Origin of the sequence: Pseudoalteromonas phenolica (assembly GCF_005876835.1) — a bacterium.
GTDB classification, from domain to species: domain Bacteria; phylum Pseudomonadota; class Gammaproteobacteria; order Enterobacterales; family Alteromonadaceae; genus Pseudoalteromonas; species Pseudoalteromonas phenolica_B.
Genome location: NZ_PPSW01000007.1, coordinates 135,425 through 154,964, shown reverse-complemented (window position 1 = coordinate 154,964; position 19,540 = coordinate 135,425). Strand labels below are relative to the sequence as shown.

Annotated in this window: 13 protein-coding genes; 7 read left to right on the top strand and 6 right to left on the bottom strand. The window is 41.7% G+C overall.

What is annotated here, in order from left to right; all coding sequences use genetic code 11:
- The first annotated feature begins 66 nt into the window (after nt 1-66).
- The 3 genes from C1E24_RS04485 to yiaA all read left to right on the top strand — a co-directional run bounded on the left by C1E24_RS04485 (nt 67) and on the right by yiaA (nt 2,868).
- Nucleotides 67-813, top strand: a complete 747-nt coding sequence (locus C1E24_RS04485; protein WP_138479138.1) for a helix-turn-helix domain-containing protein — start codon at nt 67-69, stop codon at nt 811-813.
- A 12-nt stretch (nt 814-825) separates the two neighbouring features.
- Nucleotides 826-2,208 carry an alpha/beta hydrolase gene (locus tag C1E24_RS04480; protein WP_138479136.1) on the top strand — a complete coding sequence of 461 codons (1,383 nt, stop codon included), beginning with the start codon at nt 826-828 and terminating at the stop codon, nt 2,206-2,208.
- Nucleotides 2,209-2,421: 213 nt separating this feature from the next.
- A complete protein-coding gene (yiaA, locus tag C1E24_RS04475) occupies nt 2,422-2,868 on the top strand; it encodes an inner membrane protein YiaA (protein WP_240721939.1) in 447 nt (148 codons plus the stop codon).
- Between the two features lie 130 nt (nt 2,869-2,998).
- Here yiaA and C1E24_RS04470 read toward each other — a convergent pair whose 3' ends face one another.
- The gene (locus C1E24_RS04470) at nt 2,999-3,388 is read right to left on the bottom strand and encodes a hypothetical protein (RefSeq protein ID WP_206078122.1); all 390 of its coding nucleotides are present in this window, start codon (nt 3,386-3,388) and stop codon (nt 2,999-3,001) included.
- Between C1E24_RS04470 and C1E24_RS04465 the strand changes: the two genes are divergently transcribed.
- Together C1E24_RS04465 and C1E24_RS04460 are read left to right on the top strand one after the other, a co-directional pair.
- Entirely contained in the window at nt 3,372-3,755 is a 384-nt protein-coding gene (locus tag C1E24_RS04465) for a hypothetical protein (protein ID WP_138479131.1), read from the top strand. The genes C1E24_RS04470 and C1E24_RS04465 overlap by 17 nt on opposite strands.
- Before the next feature lie 118 nt (nt 3,756-3,873).
- Nucleotides 3,874-4,887 (top strand): LacI family DNA-binding transcriptional regulator, encoded by a 1,014-nt coding sequence (locus C1E24_RS04460; protein WP_138479128.1) that lies wholly within the window; start codon nt 3,874-3,876, stop codon nt 4,885-4,887.
- 79 nt (nt 4,888-4,966) lie between these two features.
- Here the strand turns inward: C1E24_RS04460 and C1E24_RS04455 are convergent, their stop codons facing one another.
- The 4 genes from C1E24_RS04455 to C1E24_RS04440 form a co-directional block, all read right to left on the bottom strand.
- Nucleotides 4,967-6,454: an MFS transporter gene (locus C1E24_RS04455; protein WP_138479126.1), complete on the bottom strand. Its 1,488-nt coding sequence runs from the start codon at nt 6,452-6,454 to the stop codon at nt 4,967-4,969.
- A gap of 216 nt (nt 6,455-6,670) precedes the next feature.
- Nucleotides 6,671-10,831, bottom strand: a complete 4,161-nt coding sequence (locus tag C1E24_RS04450; RefSeq protein WP_138479124.1) for a hybrid sensor histidine kinase/response regulator — start codon at nt 10,829-10,831, stop codon at nt 6,671-6,673.
- Between the two features lie 194 nt (nt 10,832-11,025).
- Nucleotides 11,026-12,006: a glucokinase gene (locus tag C1E24_RS04445; RefSeq protein ID WP_138479122.1), complete on the bottom strand. Its 981-nt coding sequence runs from the start codon at nt 12,004-12,006 to the stop codon at nt 11,026-11,028.
- Nucleotide 12,007: 1 nt separating this feature from the next.
- Complete coding sequence (locus C1E24_RS04440) at nt 12,008-14,512, bottom strand: TIM-barrel domain-containing protein (protein ID WP_240721938.1); 2,505 nt, start codon at nt 14,510-14,512, stop codon at nt 12,008-12,010.
- A gap of 237 nt (nt 14,513-14,749) precedes the next feature.
- Between C1E24_RS04440 and C1E24_RS04435 the strand changes: the two genes are divergently transcribed.
- Entirely contained in the window at nt 14,750-16,387 is a 1,638-nt protein-coding gene (locus tag C1E24_RS04435; protein WP_138479121.1) for an alpha-glucosidase family protein, read from the top strand.
- A gap of 74 nt (nt 16,388-16,461) precedes the next feature.
- Nucleotides 16,462-18,270, top strand: a complete 1,809-nt coding sequence (locus C1E24_RS04430) for an alpha-amylase family glycosyl hydrolase (protein ID WP_240721937.1) — start codon at nt 16,462-16,464, stop codon at nt 18,268-18,270.
- 82 nt (nt 18,271-18,352) lie between these two features.
- Here the strand turns inward: C1E24_RS04430 and C1E24_RS04425 are convergent, their stop codons facing one another.
- Nucleotides 18,353-19,369 carry a M3 family metallopeptidase gene (locus tag C1E24_RS04425; protein ID WP_138479119.1) on the bottom strand — a complete coding sequence of 339 codons (1,017 nt, stop codon included), beginning with the start codon at nt 19,367-19,369 and terminating at the stop codon, nt 18,353-18,355.
- Nucleotides 19,370-19,540 lie beyond the last annotated feature (171 nt).

Below are 19,540 nucleotides of genomic sequence, written 5' to 3'. Positions count from 1 at the left end.
TAACAGTGACTTTTATGCTGTTTGAGTGCCTTTTTAAAGCCATTGGTGACAACTATAAGGAACACTATGAGCCAAATTTCGCAGGTGAGCGACACGCTGAAAATGCTGCTTAAACAGCAAAAGCTGACATACAAAGACATTGCTGAAAAGCTCGAAATGAGTGAGGCAAATATCAAACGCATTTTTGCTCAGCAAAGCTTTACTTTGCAGCGCTTAGAAGAGATCTGTCATTTATTGCAGATTAGCTTGTCTGACTTATTTTCCATCACCGAGAAGCAACAAAACCAACTAACAGAGCTCACATTAGATCAAGAACAGGAGCTAATTGATAACCCTAAGTTGCTGCTGGTGGCGGTGTGTGTACGAGATGCATGGCAGTTTGATGACATTATTGAGCAATATGATATCGACCAGTTTGAGCTTATTCGCTTATTTGCACGGCTTGATAAAATAAAGCTTATACAACTTCTGCCAAACAACCATTATAAACTTCTCATTGCCCAAGATTTCAGGTGGATTAAAAACGGCCCGTTAGAGCGATTTATGGAACAAGAAGTGTTACATCGTTTTATGGCGAGTAAGTTTGATGAAGAAGATAGCTTTCGTTTTTATTTACGCGGCCGTTATTCAAATTCTTCCATTGAGATCATCCAGCGTAAATTAAATCAGCTCACTAAAGAAGCGGCGATCTTAAACCAAGAAGATTCAGCACTACCAATTTCGAAACGTAAACATATGGGGCTCTTATTCGCGATGCGAGCATGGGAACCAACTTTATTCGAGCAGTTTAGACGAAATAAATCAAAAGTTTAGAAGGACACTTTCATGTCAGTTAATACTATTTTCAAAAAAGCGATGTTGAGTGCTGCTGTTTTCTTTACAAGTGCTTTCTCAGTCAATGTGTTCGCGGTCGAAGCATCAAGTTCGCTTAACTGTGTGACGATTAATAACGACCTTGCGCAAATCGAAAAGTTTAAACAAGCAGGCACTTATCGATTTGCCAAGGGCGGTGTGCAGCGCATCAACTTCGATTTTGCATCAAACAAACCTTTTCAAGATTACTTGGCTGCTGCGCGTGCGCATATTAATGCACAAAACCCCAAAGCAAACATGCCTTGTCCAATTAGAACAGAAACCAGCAAACGCTTGTATGCAAATAAGCCACTTCAAGTTGTAGACTTAATCACGCCGTTTGAGCTCAAAGCCGATAACGAAAAGGCAGCGGTATTGCTTATTCATGGTTTAACGGATTCACCATATTTATTTCATGATTTAGCCAATTCATTTGTTGAGCAGGGTATATCGGTGCGTACTCTGTTATTACCTGGGCATGGTACAGCCGCAGAAGCCTTGGTTGATATCGAGCAAGCTGATTGGCGACAGGCGGCATCGTATGCTATTAAAAGCATGCTTAATGATTTCGATAACGTGTATTTAGGTGGTTTTTCAACAGGCGGTGCATTGGTTGTTGATTACTTGAATCGCAATAACTTGAACGAAAGTGAGCTGCAAAAACTTAAAGGGGTAATGCTGTGGTCGCCAGCCAGTGAAGCAAAAGCGGGTATGGCGTGGGCAGCGAAATATGTCAGTTGGTTTACCGATTATTTAGATGAAGCGGCTGATATTGACTTTGCTAAGTATGAGTCGTTCCCTGCCAATGCAGGTGCACAAGTTCATGCGCTCATGAAGCGAATTGAACCGCAAAAGTTAAAAGGGCTGCGCAATACACCGTTTTTTGTGGTGGCGAGTGAAGTGGACCAAACCATAGAAACTGATGCAACGGTAAACATACTTGCCCGTTGGCATGCACAAAACGGCGCGGCGCAGGCACAAGATAAGCTTGTGTATTACTATGCAAATAACGTTGAAGATCAACTTAATGAATTACCTAACTCATTAAAAACCATCACTACCTTTTCGTGCGAGGGGCAAGTTTATTGTGAAAGTGTGCTTGATATAGCGCACACATCCCCAACAAATGCGCCGAGTAACCCGCATTATGGTTGGCAGGGCAGTTATCGTAATTGCGAGCATTTAACAGGCACTGATCTATTTGGCAGTTGTAAAACAGCTAATGCGGTTACTTTAGGTGAGCTGACTGAGGCAAACTTAGAAACGACCCTTAATTTGCAGCGCTTAACCTTTAACCCTTACTACGAGCAAATGCTTGAACAGATGCAGTTGTTTGTTGAGAGCACTTTAAAGTAATCATCTCGGTGATTTTAAGGCTTATTAACTCACTGGCTCTTGACCTTCGTGAGGAGCCATATTTAATAAAATCTCAATAAAGTTTATTAAAACAATACTTTTAGTCCCCAAATACTAGCCTTTGATAGTTTGGGTTTACTAAATTTGCTGTGTCTCTAATACTGAATCCACTTACAAGACGTAACGAATTCAAGAATAATGGAGACACAGGTGATGAATAAACAAGTACTTATCAATAAACCAAGTAAGGCATTTAGAATGGCATCCGTTGCCATGTTAGTAGCAGGTGTCGCGGCATTCTTAATTGGTTTAGCAAATGCCACCATGCAATTGAATGAAAAAGGTTATTACCTTGCAGTATTATTATTTGGCCTGTTTTCATTCGTGTCTTTACAAAAGACCATCCGCGATAAAATGGAGGGTCAAACCATTTCAAAACCTTATTTTATGATGTGCTGGGCCGCAGCAGGGTCTGCAATTGCCTTGTTAACAGTTGGGTTAGTAAACGCAGAACTGTTACTGAGCGAAAAAGGCTTTTACGCCATGGCATTTTTATTGAGTGGTTTTGCTGCAATTACGGTTCAAAAGAACGTACGAGACGTGATGGCCTTGGGTGATGATGAAGTGAGTGCTGATACTGATATAGAGGTTCAGTCATAAATCATTAAATTCTTATTGTCAGGGTGAGATTTTATTGGGAGCAAATTAGTTTGCTCCTTTTTTATTGCTGCACAAATTCCTAGCTGGCGGGGTTGTTTATTTAAAGAAATGATAAGCAGCCTTACTAACATTAATGATGCGAGGTGTAGTACCAGTTATCAGCGTATTTGATTATTTGAGTTACGTCTTCTTCATTTAAATCTGCAAAGTTTATAGGATCGCCACCGTCAGGCACATACAAAAACCCCGAGTAGTTGTCTAATATCCCTCTAAAAGTGAAGAAGAAAACGTATTTCAAGCCATTTATATCCTGGATCTGAATCTCATTTCCACCCATTGAAACTTTGGAATACTCAGAGCCAAGTGCAATCATAGATGAATTATATTCTACATTCGGGACTAGTTCGCCTGAGTACACTCTCTCAACTACTTCTTGGCGTTGAGATTTGTATAGGTGGAAGTCTACATTTACCCAAAGTTTAGTAAATGGCACAAATTCAATTATGACAAAAGCAAGCAACTGGGTTGCTAGAGGAACTATTGCTAACCATCTTATTTGTTTGAATTTGAAAAGGCATGAAAGGCTAAACCCTAGTCCAATTAAAAAGATAATAAAGACCAAAAATATTAAAAACGGCATTAATAAAGGTGTAATCCAATCTATGATTGACCATTGGAATGCCATTATCAATATTGCGAATATGGATATCGACATTGCGAGTTTTGTTCTTTTTTCAATACCTTTAATCATTGATGTGCTTATTATATTTTCTTATTCTTTTAAAGAGTTCTATTTTATTTATTATGTTGATAATGCCAATTCTTCTGACTATTGTCAGCGTATCTTTAAGGCGTGGGTTTACCCCCCGCTTTTTTGCACGGCATAAAGTCTCGCCTACAACAAAAAGTCGGTTTTTACTTTACTAATCAATCCTGTGCTTTTAACTACACATAAAAGGTCTACTCAGGTATATTCTTAGATGAGTTTAACTACGAGTTTTGTCTGTGAAAAAAGCAACGTCTTTCGATATCGCTTACCTTGCTGGGGTGTCGCAATCAACGGTCTCGCGCGCTTTGCGTAATAGCCCTTTGGTGAACCAAGAAACCCGAGAAAAGGTGCAAAAAATTGCCAAAGAATTAAATTACAAAGTTGATAAAAACGCCAGTAATCTGCGTTCTCAACACAGTGATACGTTAGCCTTATTGCTTTTTGAAGACCCAACAGATGATGGTTCAGCCATTAACCCTTTCTTTTTATCAATGCTGGGCAGCATTACTCGTGCCTGTGCAGATAGAGGTTATGACTTATTAGTCTCGTTTCAGCAAGCCAGTAACGATTGGCATGCCGATTTTGAAGACAGTAACAAAGCTGATGGTCTCATTTTGCTGGGCTATGGTGACTATGTCGACTTTGCTGAAAAGCTCACGAAACTATCAGCACAAGGCACCCATTATGTACGCTGGGGTGTGGGTGAAGATCAACTCAAAGGCTCGGCAATTGGCTGTGACAACTTTGCGGGTGGTAAAGAAATCACGCAACATGTATTGAAGCAAGGCCGTAAAAAATTGGCTTTCTTAGGTACAGCTTCAAGCCATGCGCCGGAGTTTTTCGACCGATATAAAGGCCATTGTGCAGCGCTTGAAGAGCTTGGTATTAAGGTTGATGAGAAGCTGCAAATAAACGCTTTGTATACTGAAGAAGCAGGTTATGATGCGGCGAAAAAATTACTCGAATCAGGCGTTGAGTTTGATGCAATTTGTGCAGCGTGTGACTTGATTGCGGTAGGTGCTATGCGAGCTTTAAAAGAGCATGGTTTAAGCATTCCTGAAGATGTTGCTGTTGCTGGCTTTGATGACATTGCCGTTGCTAACTTTACCTCGCCACCGCTTTCTACGGTGAAACAAGACACAAAACGTGCAGGCGAGTTATTGGTCGAAGCGCTGCTTGATATGATTGCGGGCAAAGCGGTAGAAAGCTGTCTAATAGAGCCAGAACTTATTGTTAGACAGTCTTGTTAATCTGTTTAGAAGATTCCTGAAATAAAAAAGCCGCCAAAGAGGTCTTCTTGGCGGCTTTTTGCTTGGGATAGATAAAGCTTTATGAAGCTGTCGCCTGCTCTGAAGTGGTTTCAGTTGTTTCCGACCCATTTTCTTTTACAAAGTAAACAGCTAAGGCTGCGAGCAGCATTGCACCACCGGCCATCATCATGATGTAAATTGCTTGGTTCTCAAATACTGAGGTTAAGATCCAACCCGCAAACAAGCCCGATACAATTTGTGGTGCGGCAATGGTGAAGTTGAAAATACCCATATACACGCCAGTTTGTTTCGGCGGTAAGCTACCAGCAAGAATGGCATATGGCATGGCTAAAATGGCCGCCCACGCCATACCTACACCAATCATCGAAATAAGTAGCATCACAGCACCTTGTGGCACTTCGATTTCAGTGATCCCTAAGTTAACCATAGTCAGCGTACTGTCTTGCCAGAATATGATACTGATATAGCCAATGGCGCCAGCTAATAGTGAGACAGAATAAGTCAGCTTACGACCTATTTGGTTGGCAACTTTTGCCATAAATAATGATGCGATAGCAGCAAAAACCGAGTATGCAGCGAACATAATACCGACCCAGTCACCGGCAGTACCCTTAGCTTGTGCAATATGCGCTGGAACTTGGCCAACTTGAGATAAGTAGTCAGGATCAAACCATTTAGCATCTACTCCCCAAATATGTTGAGTGATGGCAGGCATGGTGTAAACCCACATAATGAATAGAGCAAACCATGAGAAAAACTGCACAACAGCAAGACGTTTCATTGTTTCAGGCATGGTCTTCATTAACCCAAAGAAACCAGATAAGCGCTCAACTAGCGGCAGTTTTTCGGCTTCTTGGCTTAGTTCTGGCAAACCATTTTCGCCAGGCGCGTATTCTTTTGTGCGAAGAACAGTCCAAAGTACTGAGCCTAGCATGACGGTTGCACCGATATAGAATGCCCAAATCACAGAAGGGGCAACTTCACCTTTATCTGCAACGTTTTCTAAACCAATTACATTGGTCAGTAGGAAAGGCAGAATCGACCCAAATACAGCACCGATATTTATTAGGAAAGACTGAATTGAATAACCCAGGTTGCGTTGGTCTTCAGAGACCATATCAGACACAAGTGCGCGGAATGGCTGGAAAGCTAGGTTAAATGCTGCATCCATCAATGCTAGCATCATGGCACCAAATAAGAGCGGTGTCATAAAGGTGGCAATATTTGATGAGTTTGGCATCAGTAACATACCAAATGCTGCAGCAATACCACCGGCTAAAATATACGGATTACGTCGTCCTAAACGATTCCACGTTTTATCAGACGCTGAACCTACGATCGGCTGAATGATTAAGCCCATTACAGGGGCTACTAGCCAAAAAAGAGAAAGAGAATGAAGATCAGCGCCGAGGTCTGAAAGAATTCGACTGGCATTGGCGTTTTGCAAGGCAAAGCCAAACTGTACGCCTAAGAAACCAAAACTGACATTCCAGATCTGCCAGAAGCTCAATTTTGGCTTGGTGTTTTGTGTTTGTTGTCTGGTCATAAAACGACTCTTATTTTGAATTTATACCAACATTTTGACTGGTAATTTTGACCAATTAGTATTCACTTATTAGTCAGTTTAAACCGTAAAAAAATGGCATTTAATATGGCATTCAATCAATACTACCGAGTATATGAAACAACCACCATGTTATGCATACGTATTCAGCATTGTGTAAAACACTAGATTAAGTGATCGTTAAGAGAAATAGGCTGCTTATTTTAATGACCACTCTTTTATCTTTTCAATGACTTGGGCTTCTACAATCGGCTTTGTAATATAGTCACTCATGCCCGCATCAAGGCACTTTTGTTTGTCGCCCTGCATCGCATTCGCAGTCATAGCAATAATTGGAATGGCAATATTGTTATCGCCAGCTTCACCTAAACGAATAGCTTGAGTTGCTTGATAGCCGTCCATTTCAGGCATTTGACAGTCCATTAAAATTAAGGTGAATGGTTCAGATTCATTCGATGCTGAGAGCTTTTCAATGGCTTGTAAGCCGTTCTCAGCGACTTCTGTTTTTATGCCAATATTACTTAAAACTTTTAATGCAACCAGTTGATTAACTTTATTATCTTCTACTAGCAGTAGGTGAACATTGGCAGTCCAATCAGACTCTGAATTAGGTGTAGCTGTTGCTGTTGCCTGTTCAACACTTAAAGCTTGTGAATTATTTGCTTCAAGCTGATGACGAAGTTCAGCGCTTGCTACCGCGAGAGATTTTAGTAAGGCGGCTTGGGTAATTGGTTTGTAAAAATAGGCATCAACGCCTAATTCGATAATTTGTATTTGACTATATTGCTCATTAAGCCTGCCCATCATGACGAGTTTCGTTTCTCTGAAACTAGTCGTGGTTCTGAGCTGTTTCGCAAATGACTCGCCTTGCATACAGGGCAAATACTTATCAAATAGCACAATATCGAATGATGCTGTGCTTTGCATATCCTGTGTTTTTAAGATGTTTAGCGCCGCTTCACCACTTACGCAATCTGCTACTTCTACCCCCCAGGCGTTGAGTTGTTTCTTCAATGCAAAGCGACTTGAACTATTGGCGTCGACGAGCAGCAGTTTCAACCCTAGGTGCCCGAGTTCATAATGCTCTGTGGTTGATTGATTTTGACTCGTTACAAGGCAAGAGATAGTAAAGCAGCTTCCAACACCAACTTCACTGGTGACACTAATATCACCGCCTAACAACTGACATAGGCGCTTTGTAATACTAAGACCGAGGCCAGTACCTCCATACTTTCTGGTTGTGGACGCATCAACTTGGCTAAATGCATCGAATAGCGAGAAGAGTTTATCATTAGGTATACCAATGCCTGTATCGCGGATTTGGCAGTTTAACTGGAAGGTATCTGGCGAGTTTGTTGCTAGTAGTTTTGCTGCAATAACAATTTCGCCATGCTCGGTAAATTTTATTGCATTGCTAAGAATGTTTGTCAGTATTTGCCTGATCCTACCCGGATCAGATTTAATGGCCGTCGTTTTAAGTTCCGTTAATTCGAACAAAATTTCAACACCTTTACTTTGTGCGCTGAGTGACATGGACTCGGCAAGTAACTCAATCAGATCCCTGATATCAAATTCAATATTTTCTAATTCGAGTTTATCAGCTTCGATTTTTGAAAAGTCTAAAATGTCATTGATTAAAGTCAGCAACGAATTGGCACTGGTTCGAGCGATATCAACCGTGTGCGCTTGTTCATTGTTCAGTTCTCCGGCTTTAAGTAGATTCAACATACCAATAACACCATTCATAGGTGTTCTGATCTCGTGACTCATATTGGCTAAAAAATCAGATTTCAATTGCGTAGCCTCTTCTGCTTTCTCGAGTGCAGCAGCCAGCTCTTTGGCTTGAGATTCCAGTGATGCAGTTTTCTCAGAGACTTGTTGCTCAAGTTTAGTCACAAATTGTTTTTGTCTTATTATTTCAACTTTTTGCAGTCGTGTTCTTAAATAAATAGCGCTGAAAATAAGGGTCAGTAATATCAACACGTAAATACAATACGCCCACCATGTTTGCCAAAGTGGTGGCGATACATGCAGGTTTACGGTGAGCATGTTATTGCTCCATTCCCCGTTGCTGTTAGTCGCTTTGACCATAAACGTATAGTCACCGCCATCTAAATTGGTAAACGAGGCAATGTTACGATTGCCGATCTCAATCCATTTATCGTCATAGCCCTCTAACTTGTATGCGTATTGGTTTTTGTTGGGTGAAATAAAGTCTAAAACTGCAAACTCGAAAGAAAATACATAATCTAGATAAGACAGGTTGATGTCAGTGACATAAGAGTAAGGCATATCTAACTGTACAGGCTGCCCCATCACGTTAAACCCAGTTAATATTAAGTTTGGGTCAGCTTGGTTGCTGGTCAAAGAAGTAGAGCTAAAATACTCAATACCACGCTGACTACTGGTAAAGAAGGTGTTATTACTGCCCTTCACAAGGCTATTAGGGTAATAATTCAAGCCTAACAAACCATCTTGGCTGTCGAAGTTTTTAATGGTGTCATTTTTAGGTGAATACTTAGAAACCCCTTTGTTTGTGGTCAGCCATAGATAGCCTTCCGCGTCATCGGCGATGGCTCTAATTAAATTAGTGGGTAGCCCATCTTCTTTTTTTACATGTTTGAAGTTTTGTGCATCGGGTCGATAAAGGTTTAGCCCCTTTTGCGTAGCAATCCAAATTTCGCCACTTCTTGTTTGGTGGATGTCTTGAACTATACTACCGAGTAAGCTGTCAGGGTTATAACGGTTATTCTTAAAGGGCATGAAGAACTGCATATCTTCTTGCCATAAGTTCGCACCATCACCTGTTCCTACCCACATATTACCTTTATTATCTCTAAAGATTTCGAGCACCTCTGGATGGGTCAGACCATAAGTTGAATCTAGGTGTGTGAACTTTCGTTGTTGAGGGTCATAGGTATAAACCCCGTTTTTGTATGTGCCTATCCAAATTTTGCCCAAAGTATCGGCATTTAAGGCGCGGATCTCTCTAAACTCTTTGTGGCCGGGATCGTCTTTGGGGTAGGTGATTAACTCGATATTTCGCGTAACAAGATCAAAGGCTGCTAGCCCCTCATCCTGAGCAATCCAGAGTAAATTATCGTCTGATAAATAAAGTACAGGGCGTTCAAGCAAACGATTGTTGTTAAAGCCATTTGCCTCATTAAAAATAGCGCCTGAGAGCTTTTCAAGCTTTTGAGAGTCAACATGCCATTTAAACAATTCGGAGTTGGATGTCGCGATTAGTAAGTCACCGATTGAATTATTTAAAATACCATTTGGTGCCACAAGCTCAGGGTTTTGAATTGACTTAAATTTTCGGTGAGGCACCAACTTGTAAATACCTTGTACTTCATTGGTGATCCAAAGGGTTTTTGCACTGTCTTCGAAAATAATGCGCAAGCCATTATTGTGCTCTAATTCGAGTTGCTTGATTTTATCATCGGCAGGGTCGAGCCTAAACACGCCTTTGCTGGTGACAAACCAAATAAAGCCATCTTGATCTTCAATCATAGAGTTAACTTGGCCTAAGTTCTCATTATTAAAAAGACCTAATTGCGTAAATTGTTTCGTGTCTTGGTTGAATTTAAAAGGACCTTGTTGCGTGCCAATATAAATTTGGTCGCTGCGAGTTTTAAGAATATGACGAATTTCGTTAGCACCTGTTGGGGTATTATTAGTTGGATCTGGAAAATAATACTCAAAAGTTAAATTCTTTTTGTCGAACAAATTTAATCCGAAGCTGGTGGCAACCCAGAGTGTGTTCTTGTCTTTATTCTCAATATCCCAAACACGGTTATGACTTAAACCGGGGGCTTTCTCAGTGGCTTTTTTCACATGAGAAAATTGGTTTTCACCCAAATAGTGATTTAATCCTTGATCGTAAGAGCCAAGCCATATCGAACCGTCTTCGTCGTGGTGTAGTGATTGAATGCGGTTTGCTGAGATAGAGTCACTGCGTTTTGGGTCATGTAAATGGTTGTCGAACCTACCCGTCGCAGGGTTATATTTATTAGCTCCGCCGCCCCAAGTGCCAATCCAAATATTACCGTTTCTATCTAGCATTAGATTGCCTGCATCATTATGTGAAAGACCGTTTTCACTCATGCTGTCAAACTCGAATAGTGTGACCTTGCGACCGTCATAACGCATTACGCCATTTTCTGCTGTGCCAAACCAAATCAGTCCCTGTTTATCTTGAATGATGGAGTAGATTTCAGAGGATACAAACCCTTCTTCGGCAGTGAGCTTTTTTACTGAATATTCATTGGTTAGTAATGGGATCTGAGCGACGCTGTTGCTTGAAATAATAAGTAGCAACACGAAAACAGCATGCGCGCATTTAAACAGTTTATCCATAAAAGGCTTTTGAAATTCTTAGAGGCCGCTTGATTAATTTAAGACTAGTTTAAAAAAGTGACTATTTCTAATTAAATTTAGCTGGTTTTTTAGTTATTTAGCTGAAGGGGGAGAGGATAAAAAGGCACAGCATTTGATAAATACTCAAGCTAAAAGCTAAGTAAGAGCCCTACTTAGCTTTTAGCTTTTAGCTTTTAGCTTTGCATCGCATAAGCCGCTGCACCCAGTAGACCCGGCTGGCTTTCTGTGATCACATAAGTCGGCGCTTGACGCGGAATATGTGATAAACGGCCTTTATTTTCAAAGCGCTCTCTAAACGCCGTTGATTTTAAGAAATCAACAAAGCGCGGCACTATGCCACCTGCGATATAGACACCGCCGACGCTATTGCATGTTAGCGCCAAATTACCAGCAAAGGCGCCGAGTACACGACAAAACACATTGAGTGCTAGGTTGCAGTATTCGCAGTCATTGCTTAAACCGCGCTCCGACACTTGCTGTGCTGAGAGCTTTTCAGTGTTTGGGTTTTGTTTAATGGCAGAAACAGCCTGATAAACCTGCTCTAAACCATAACCCGATAGTAATTGCTCGTAAGAAACGCGCTGTTTAATCTTGTTTAAGAAGCGCAGAATCTCGATTTCGAGCTCGCCAACTGGGGCATAATCAACATGACCGCCTTCGCCACTGACACAATGCCATTTGTCACCAACAGGAATTAGATTCGCAACACCTAACCCTGTACCTGGGCCACACACTGAAATAGGTTTACCTGCAACGGCTTCACCATCACCGATTTTCACTTTTTGTTTATCACTCAAAAGTGGAATAGCCATAGCAATAGCAGTGTAATCATTAATCAGCGTTAAAGACTCAAGCTTTAACGTCTCTTTTAATGCCGATTGAGAAAACTGCCAAGGCAGGTTTGTCATAGAAATCAAATCATCATCCACCGGACACGCAATGGCTAAACAAGCACTTAATCGGCTGTTTTCTAATAGCTGTTCGCTGATATACAGCTTTAATACTTCAGCAAGACCGGCGTAATCAGCACATTTATAGGTGCTGATATTGCGGTAATAGCCGTCGGCTTGTTCGTCGACAATGGCAAGACGAATATTGGTGCCGCCGATATCGGCGATTATACGGGTTAAAGACTCAGACTGTTGTGTTGTCATGTTATTGAACCTGTAGTGTCAATGGCTGATGTTGCCAGTTAAATTTCACCGTTAAGGTGCTGTTTTTATTATTCCAATCATAAGATTGAATGATTTGGTCGCCTACCTTAACCTGCTTTGGTTGCTGTTGCCAGTTATGGATTTTTAAGGTGACTTCACGTGCTTTAGGCATGCCCTTGTAGCCTTTGCCCTGGCGCATAAGCAGCATGCCCAATTGGCTATTATTCTGCTTCGCAGCGAAGTTAAGTAGTTCAAACTCACCACGTTTATCGGCATTCATGGTGTGACCATCGTCTTCATACATACTACCCGTTGCTGTTTGCACTTGGTTATCTGCCCAATAATGTAAGGTTAGGTGCTCAGAGCTGTAGTTTTGCGTGGTTTGGAACTTCTCAACCATAGGCACAAATGCCCCCGCTTTAACGAACACAGGGATTTGCTCAAGGTTTACCTCGACTTTATGTGTTTTGCCACCTTCGAATTTTTTGTCTGTGAAATAATTAAACCACACACCTTCTGGCAACGTGACGTCTACAGAACTTAAATTCGCTGAGGTAATAGGGTGTACGAAAAACGCGTCGCCCCATAGGTAGTTGTCTTTGTTCGAAAGGTCTGTGTTAGCAGCATCATCTATAAAGGTTGGTCGCATCAGCGGCAGACCAGATTGACTGTTTTGATACGCTAACGTGTAGTTATAAGGCATCATTTGGTATCTAAGTTCGATGAACTTACGCAAAATATCTTGCGTTTCTTTATCGTGGAATACCACTTCTGAAGGAATATGTTCTTGACCATGCGGGCGATAAATTGGTTGGAACACACCGTATTGTAACCAACGGATATACAACTCTTTATTAAACTGCTCACCACCGGCAAAACCACCTAGGTCAGAGTGCGTATAACCCAAACCAAACATACCCATTTGCAGTGATAACTCAACTTGCGGTTTTAATCCGCCCCAAGTTCTATTCACATCCCCAGTCCAAGGCACCATGCCGTAGCGCTGAGAGCCAGCAGCACCTGCACGCATTAAAATAAATGGACGTTGTTCAGGTTGCGTCGTTTGTAAATGTTGAAATAACATTTTTGCCCATTGATGACCGTAGGCGTTATGAATGGCATCGGCAGACACTTGCTGGCCATTATCTAGGGTGTGCAATGCATCACTCGGGTGTACTTCTGGTTCACCTAAATCGCCCCACCAACCTTGTACACCTTGTTCAGCAAGTTTTTGATAAATATTATTAAACCAGTTTCGACCTGTATCGTTGAAGACATCGACAATACCAGTATTACCAAAGTAAAAATCAAACGTTTTTGGGTTACCTTCGGCATTTTTTGCCAGCACTTTTTGCGCAACAGCATGATCCCAACGTTTTGAACTCGAGAGAATAAATGGTTCAGTGATCAAAATAGGTTGGATGCCTTGCGCACGTAGCTCGCGTAGCATTTTTTCAGGTTCAGGAAACGCGTCTTTATCCCAAGCAAGGTTACCCATATGGCCCTGAATGTCTTTGCCAAACCAATATAAGTCAATGATGATGGAGTCGAGAGGGATATTCAGCGCTTTGAATTTAGCAACTGTGTCCATCACTTCTTGTTGTGTGCGATAGCCAAAGCGTGAGGCAAAATTACCAAATGCCCAGCGAGGTAACATGGGCTGATTGCCACTGATATCGGTGTAGTTGGCGATAAGTTTAGGGTAAGAGTCACCCGCGATGACAATATAAGCGTTACGACCAGCTACGGCTTCGAACTGCAAAACATTTTGTTCAGACTTTGCTAAATCAACCCAGCCTTTGGCGCTATTATCGAATAGCAGCATATATTGTTTATTCGACATCACCGCAGGCAAGCTGTAGTTCATTTGTACTGATTCAGTTTCATAACCGTAATGTGCACGGTTGTACAAAGGTAAGCGATGGCCGCGACGGTCCATACCTAATACGCGCTCACCAGTACCAAGTAATTGCTCACTGTCACTTAAATTAAAACGAACACCATGTACGTTATGTGTTTGAGTTTGGCTGTCATGCTGTTCAATCACTGTGCCTGAGTAAAAGCCTTGCTCTTCTCTTACTAGTAATTGTTTGCCTTTAAAGTAACTAACAGAATAAGGCTGCGTGGTAATTTCGACACGCATATTGCCTGCTGAGCCAACCAGTACATTGCCTTGCTGCGTAGATTTTTTACTAAAGAGTAAGGTGTGGTCTTGGTGTGTTTCACTGATGGTATAAGAAGGCAGGTTAGTTGCCGACACCGTAGCTTGTTTGGCATTGAATACCGCTTCAATGGCACTGTCATTGAGTGCAGAGAAGGTAACATCCCCCAGTGTTGTGGTAACCGTCAGCTCACCATTTTGATAGCTGTGAGACACATATTTATGCGCTTTTGATGCAATCGTATAAGGTTTGTCATTGTTCTTATTTTCAACAGCTTGTACTGTAATGAGAGGGTTTAAAACCAGCCCTGTAACTAGGCTAATACCCAAAAAAACTTTACTCACAGCCAACCTCTTTGTCATTTTTCTTGATGATTGCATCATAGCGTCATTCATAAAACTGCAAATCCTGAATACGTATGCAAAGGCTGTTACGAAAAAATCATAACGCGTATTCTTTATGACAATATTATAACGACTATCCGATTATGCCTCGGGTCTTTTAAAACTGAGTGCCACTAACCGTGACACTGAGAACAAAATGAGGTGTAGGGCGATGAAGAAGAGTCTTTGGGGTTTTAAATGAAAGAACAAATGTGGTGGCGCGGCGCCGTTATTTATCAGGTATATCCACGCAGCTTCTATGATGCCAACCAAGATGGTATCGGTGATATTCCGGGTATCATCGCAAAATTAGACTACATCAAAAGCTTAGGTGTAGATGCGATTTGGGTATCGCCATTCTTTAAATCTCCTATGAAAGACTTTGGTTACGACATCAGCGATTATCGCGATATCGATCCGCTATTTGGTCAGTTATCAGATTTTGATGAGCTGATCGCCAAAGCCCATGACCGTGGCATTAAGATCATGATTGACCAAGTATTGAGTCATACATCTGATCAACATGCTTGGTTCTTAGAAAGTCGTGAAGATAAAACCAATGACAAAGCTGATTGGTACGTATGGGCCGATGCTAAGCCAGATGGCACACCGCCAAATAACTGGATGTCGATTTTTGGTGGTGTTGCGTGGACGTGGGAACCGCGCCGTCAACAATACTACCTACATAACTTCTTAACCAGTCAACCAGACCTTAACTTCCATAACCCAGAAGTTCGTCAAGCAACGCTTGATAATATTGAGTTTTGGCTAAAACGGGGTGTAGATGGCTTCCGTTTAGATGCGATTAACTTCTGCTTCCATGACGCGCAATTACGTGACAACCCGCCTAAAGCACAAGAGTTGCGTACCAATATCGGTTTTGACTCAAAGAACCCGTATGCGTATCAGTATCACTACTACAACAATACCCAAGATGAAAACTTGGGCTTTATGGAAGACATTCGCGCACTATTAGACAAGTACCCGGGCACAGTCGCACTTGGTGAAATCTCGTCTGAAGATTCATTAAAGACCATGGCTGAGTACACCCAAGGTGATAAGCGCCTACACATGGGGTATAGCTTTGACCTGCTAACAGATGACTTCAAAGCAAGCTACATTAAGCAAGTTGTAGAGTCATTAGAAGCACGTGTATCGGATGGTTGGCCATGTTGGTCTGTGTCGAACCATGATGTGATCCGTGTTGCGAGCCGCTGGGGCAGAACGCAAAACGCAGAGGGCAATGCAACACTTGCGAAAATGCTGTATGCGATGATCTCATCACTGCGCGGAAGTGTTTGTAGCTATCAAGGTGAAGAGCTTGGTCTGGTTGAAGCTGAAATTGCTTACGAAGACTTACAAGACCCGTATGGCATTACGTTCTGGCCACAATTCAAAGGCCGTGATGGTTGTCGTACTCCACATCCTTGGGAAAGCCAAAAAGACAATGCGGGTTTTAGTACAGCTAAACCTTGGTTACCTGTGCCTGAAACGCATTATACTACCGCAGTAGATACCCAAGAACATGATGAAAACTCAGTACTAAATAGCTACCGTCATTTCAGTGCATGGCGTAAGGGCTTTGAAGCCATTCTTTACGGTGACATTGAGTTTATTGAGACGCCAGAGCCTATTCTTGCGTTTAAACGTAGCTACAATGGCCAGACACTTTTAGTCTGCTTTAACCTAAGTAATGAAGCACAAACAACTAGCCTTGAGCAGTTAGGTGTAAGTGAGCTATCACTTATTACAGATCACAAGCTTGTGACTGCGACCATGAATGACAACAACTTAGAAATGCCAGCGTTTGCGAGCGTTTATGCAAAGCTTTCTTAATAGAAAGTAAGCATGATACCAATCCTTAAAATAGACTATTTAATATAGAGGATTGGTATAAAAAAGGAGATCCTATGTTTAAATCACCACTGAATAAAATTGCCTTATCGCTGATGTTAGCGACAGGTCTGACAGCGTGTAGCCAATCAGCGAATACGGCAAAAGAGTCAGCAGCGCAGGCGAATACCGCAGTTGCAGCGACGAACGTTGAACAGTTCGAGCGCAAAGCGGCTAAGCTGACACCGTATCAGCAACGAGACTTTCGTGATGAAGTATTCTACTTTGTGTTACCTGATCGTTTTTACAATGGCGATCCGAGTAACGATATGGGCGCAGCTGAACACGACACGAAACGTGCGTTATCACGTGGTGGTTTAGACGTTACTCACAAAGGTATGTATCACGGTGGTGACTTAGCAGGTTTAACTAAAAAGCTGCCTTACCTAGATAACATGGGTATTACCGCGATTTGGTTAACGCCCGTGCTACGTAACCGTGCAATGCAAGCCGATACATCGGGTTATCACGGTTATTGGATCTTAGATTTTACCGAGATTGACCCGCACTGGGGCTCAAACGCTGAGCTTAAAAGCTTCATTGACCAAGCGCACGAACGCAATATCAAAGTGTATTTTGACATTATCACTAACCACACCGCAGACGTGATCAAATACGAACAGTGTCATGGTAAAGATGGCCTACAATGGTTAGTCGAAGGTGACCGTTGTCAGTTTAAAGACAGCAATACACCAGAAAATGAGCGCTATAAGCCGCTTATTCCTAAAGGTGAAGAAGCCATTAAAGTACCTGCTTGGCTAAACGACATTGATTTGTATAACAACCAAGGTGACTCGCACTGGTCGGGCGAAAGCTCAATCAAAGGTGATTTTGCAGGATTAGATGATGTCGACACCACACAACAAAAAGTGGTTGATGGCATGATAGACATCTACAAAAACCTGATCACCGAATTTAAGCCAGATGGTTTTAGAATCGATACGGTAAAACATGTAGATATGTCATTTTGGGAGCAGTTCTCACCAGCACTGATGGAGCACGCTGCTTCATTAGGTATTAATAACTTTATGATGTATGGCGAAGCGTATAGCTTTGAGCCAGAACTACTCAGTACATTCTTAACTGAAGGGAAAATGCCGTCGGTACTCGACTTTGCACTGCAAGGCAGTATTGAAGCGGTCGTGGTAAACCAAAAAGGCACAAATGAACTGACTAAGCTGTTCGCCAAAGATCATTTATACAAGCACGAAGATGGCTTTAATGCCAATCACCTTGTGAGCTTTACGGGTAACCATGATATGGGTCGTATTGCGTATCGCTTAAAGAGCAGCGAGTTTAACTATAGCGAAAGCGAAATGGTTGAACGTACTCTGCTTGCTCATGCATTGATGTACTTCAGCCGTGGTGTACCGGTGATTTACTATGGTGATGAGCAAGGCTTTGTGGGTGACGGTGGCGACCAAGATTCAAGACAAAACATGATGCCATCATTTGTTAAAACTTATAACGATGATGACCTGTTAGCCACAGATAAAACCACAGCTGATGACAACTTTGATACATCGCACTTGTTCTATCAGCGTTTTACTGAATATGCTGAGCTATATCAAGCGCATATTGCATTGCGTCAAGGTGAGCAAAGCATTTTATTCTCACAAGATGAGCCGGGTTTATTTGCCATTAAACGTGCTTATAAAGGTGAGCAAGGTAAGCAAAGCCTAGCGGTTATCTTTAATACCAGTACGAAATCTCAGAGCATTAAGCCGACAGGGATTAGTGACAATGCGACACTAATTTACCAGTCAGCAGAAGGTGAGAAAGGCCAAGTAGCTGGTCTTGGATTTAGCGTTTATCAGCTAGATTAACCAAATAAAGGCCAATTCATCACACCGAAAAAAGCCCCATTTGCTTATGCTGATGGGGCTTTTTTTTCATTGCCTGAGTTAGCTATCTCAAAAACGCAAGCTGTTCATAGTTTTCTAAGAATGTTTTTAAATTCGCCGAGAGCTCGATGGCAATAAAACTCACGTCTTCGACTTGTTCGGTATTGCTTACCCTGACGACATCTTCATCAGCAAATTGCCAATATTGTTGATCATGCTTTGGACCTCTGACCGCTCTTAGTAAGGATTGATAGTAAGCCCTATAATGCTCGCCAAGAACTTCATCGACTTCTTCGAGTGTGATGCGAATATTATTGTTTAGTTCTAACCATTCTCTTGATTTTTTAAGCTGTTGCTCAAATGGAAAGGCCATCATGCTTTCTACTGCGGCTTCATCGAAGAGCTTAATATTTTTCTGTGCGTCTTTTAGATTTTCTTTTAAACCCGCGCAAAGCGCATCACAAGTTGCTGTTTTAACGGCGTTTAAAAGCTGTTGTTGCAGTAACTTTAGCTGCTCAATGTGCTGCGTGTTTAACGTGATTAAACGGTAAGCTTGATTGCTTTGCTGCCAGGGCGTTAATGCAATTGTTTTTTCTGAGTTTTGAATCAGTGAATTTAGTTGAAATAAGAGTTCGTTTAACTCAATGATATTCCAGTCTATTGGTGCTTCACTTAGCAATCGCTGACCTTGTGAAATTAAAGTAGAGTGTTTGTCTAATAAGGTATGGGTGCTTTTCACTAACTTTTGTAAAGCGTCATCGCTGAGGATCTGTTTAAGAACAGAATCGGCCGCCATTGAATTGTCTAATTGCTTTGCCTCCGCAGCTAAATTAAATGCAGTTATCAGGTCTTGTTGAGTAAGGTGCACTTGTGACTGTGAGACTTTTTCAATGGCTGCTTTATGTTGCTTTGCTCGTTGTTGCCACGATGTCTCACCGAGTTCAACAAGTTGCTGCGCGAATTGATATTGGCTTTGGTGATCTCGTTGCACTTCAGCTTGGTAGTAACTCTCTTCAAGTTTGCTTTCTTTACTACAGGCGGTAAGTAGGCAAGCACTTAAAAATATTAGACTTTTTCTCATAACAATCACTGTTTTCCGTAACCCGAAAGTCACTATAGTGGAAACGGATTTGAAATGTAACCATTATTACTTTGCATTTTATGTTTCATTGGTAACGCTTTTTTTACTATAAAGTTAACCTTTCGTAAATCGGTGCGGTTTTATTTATTGTTACTAAAATCAGTCGCTTAT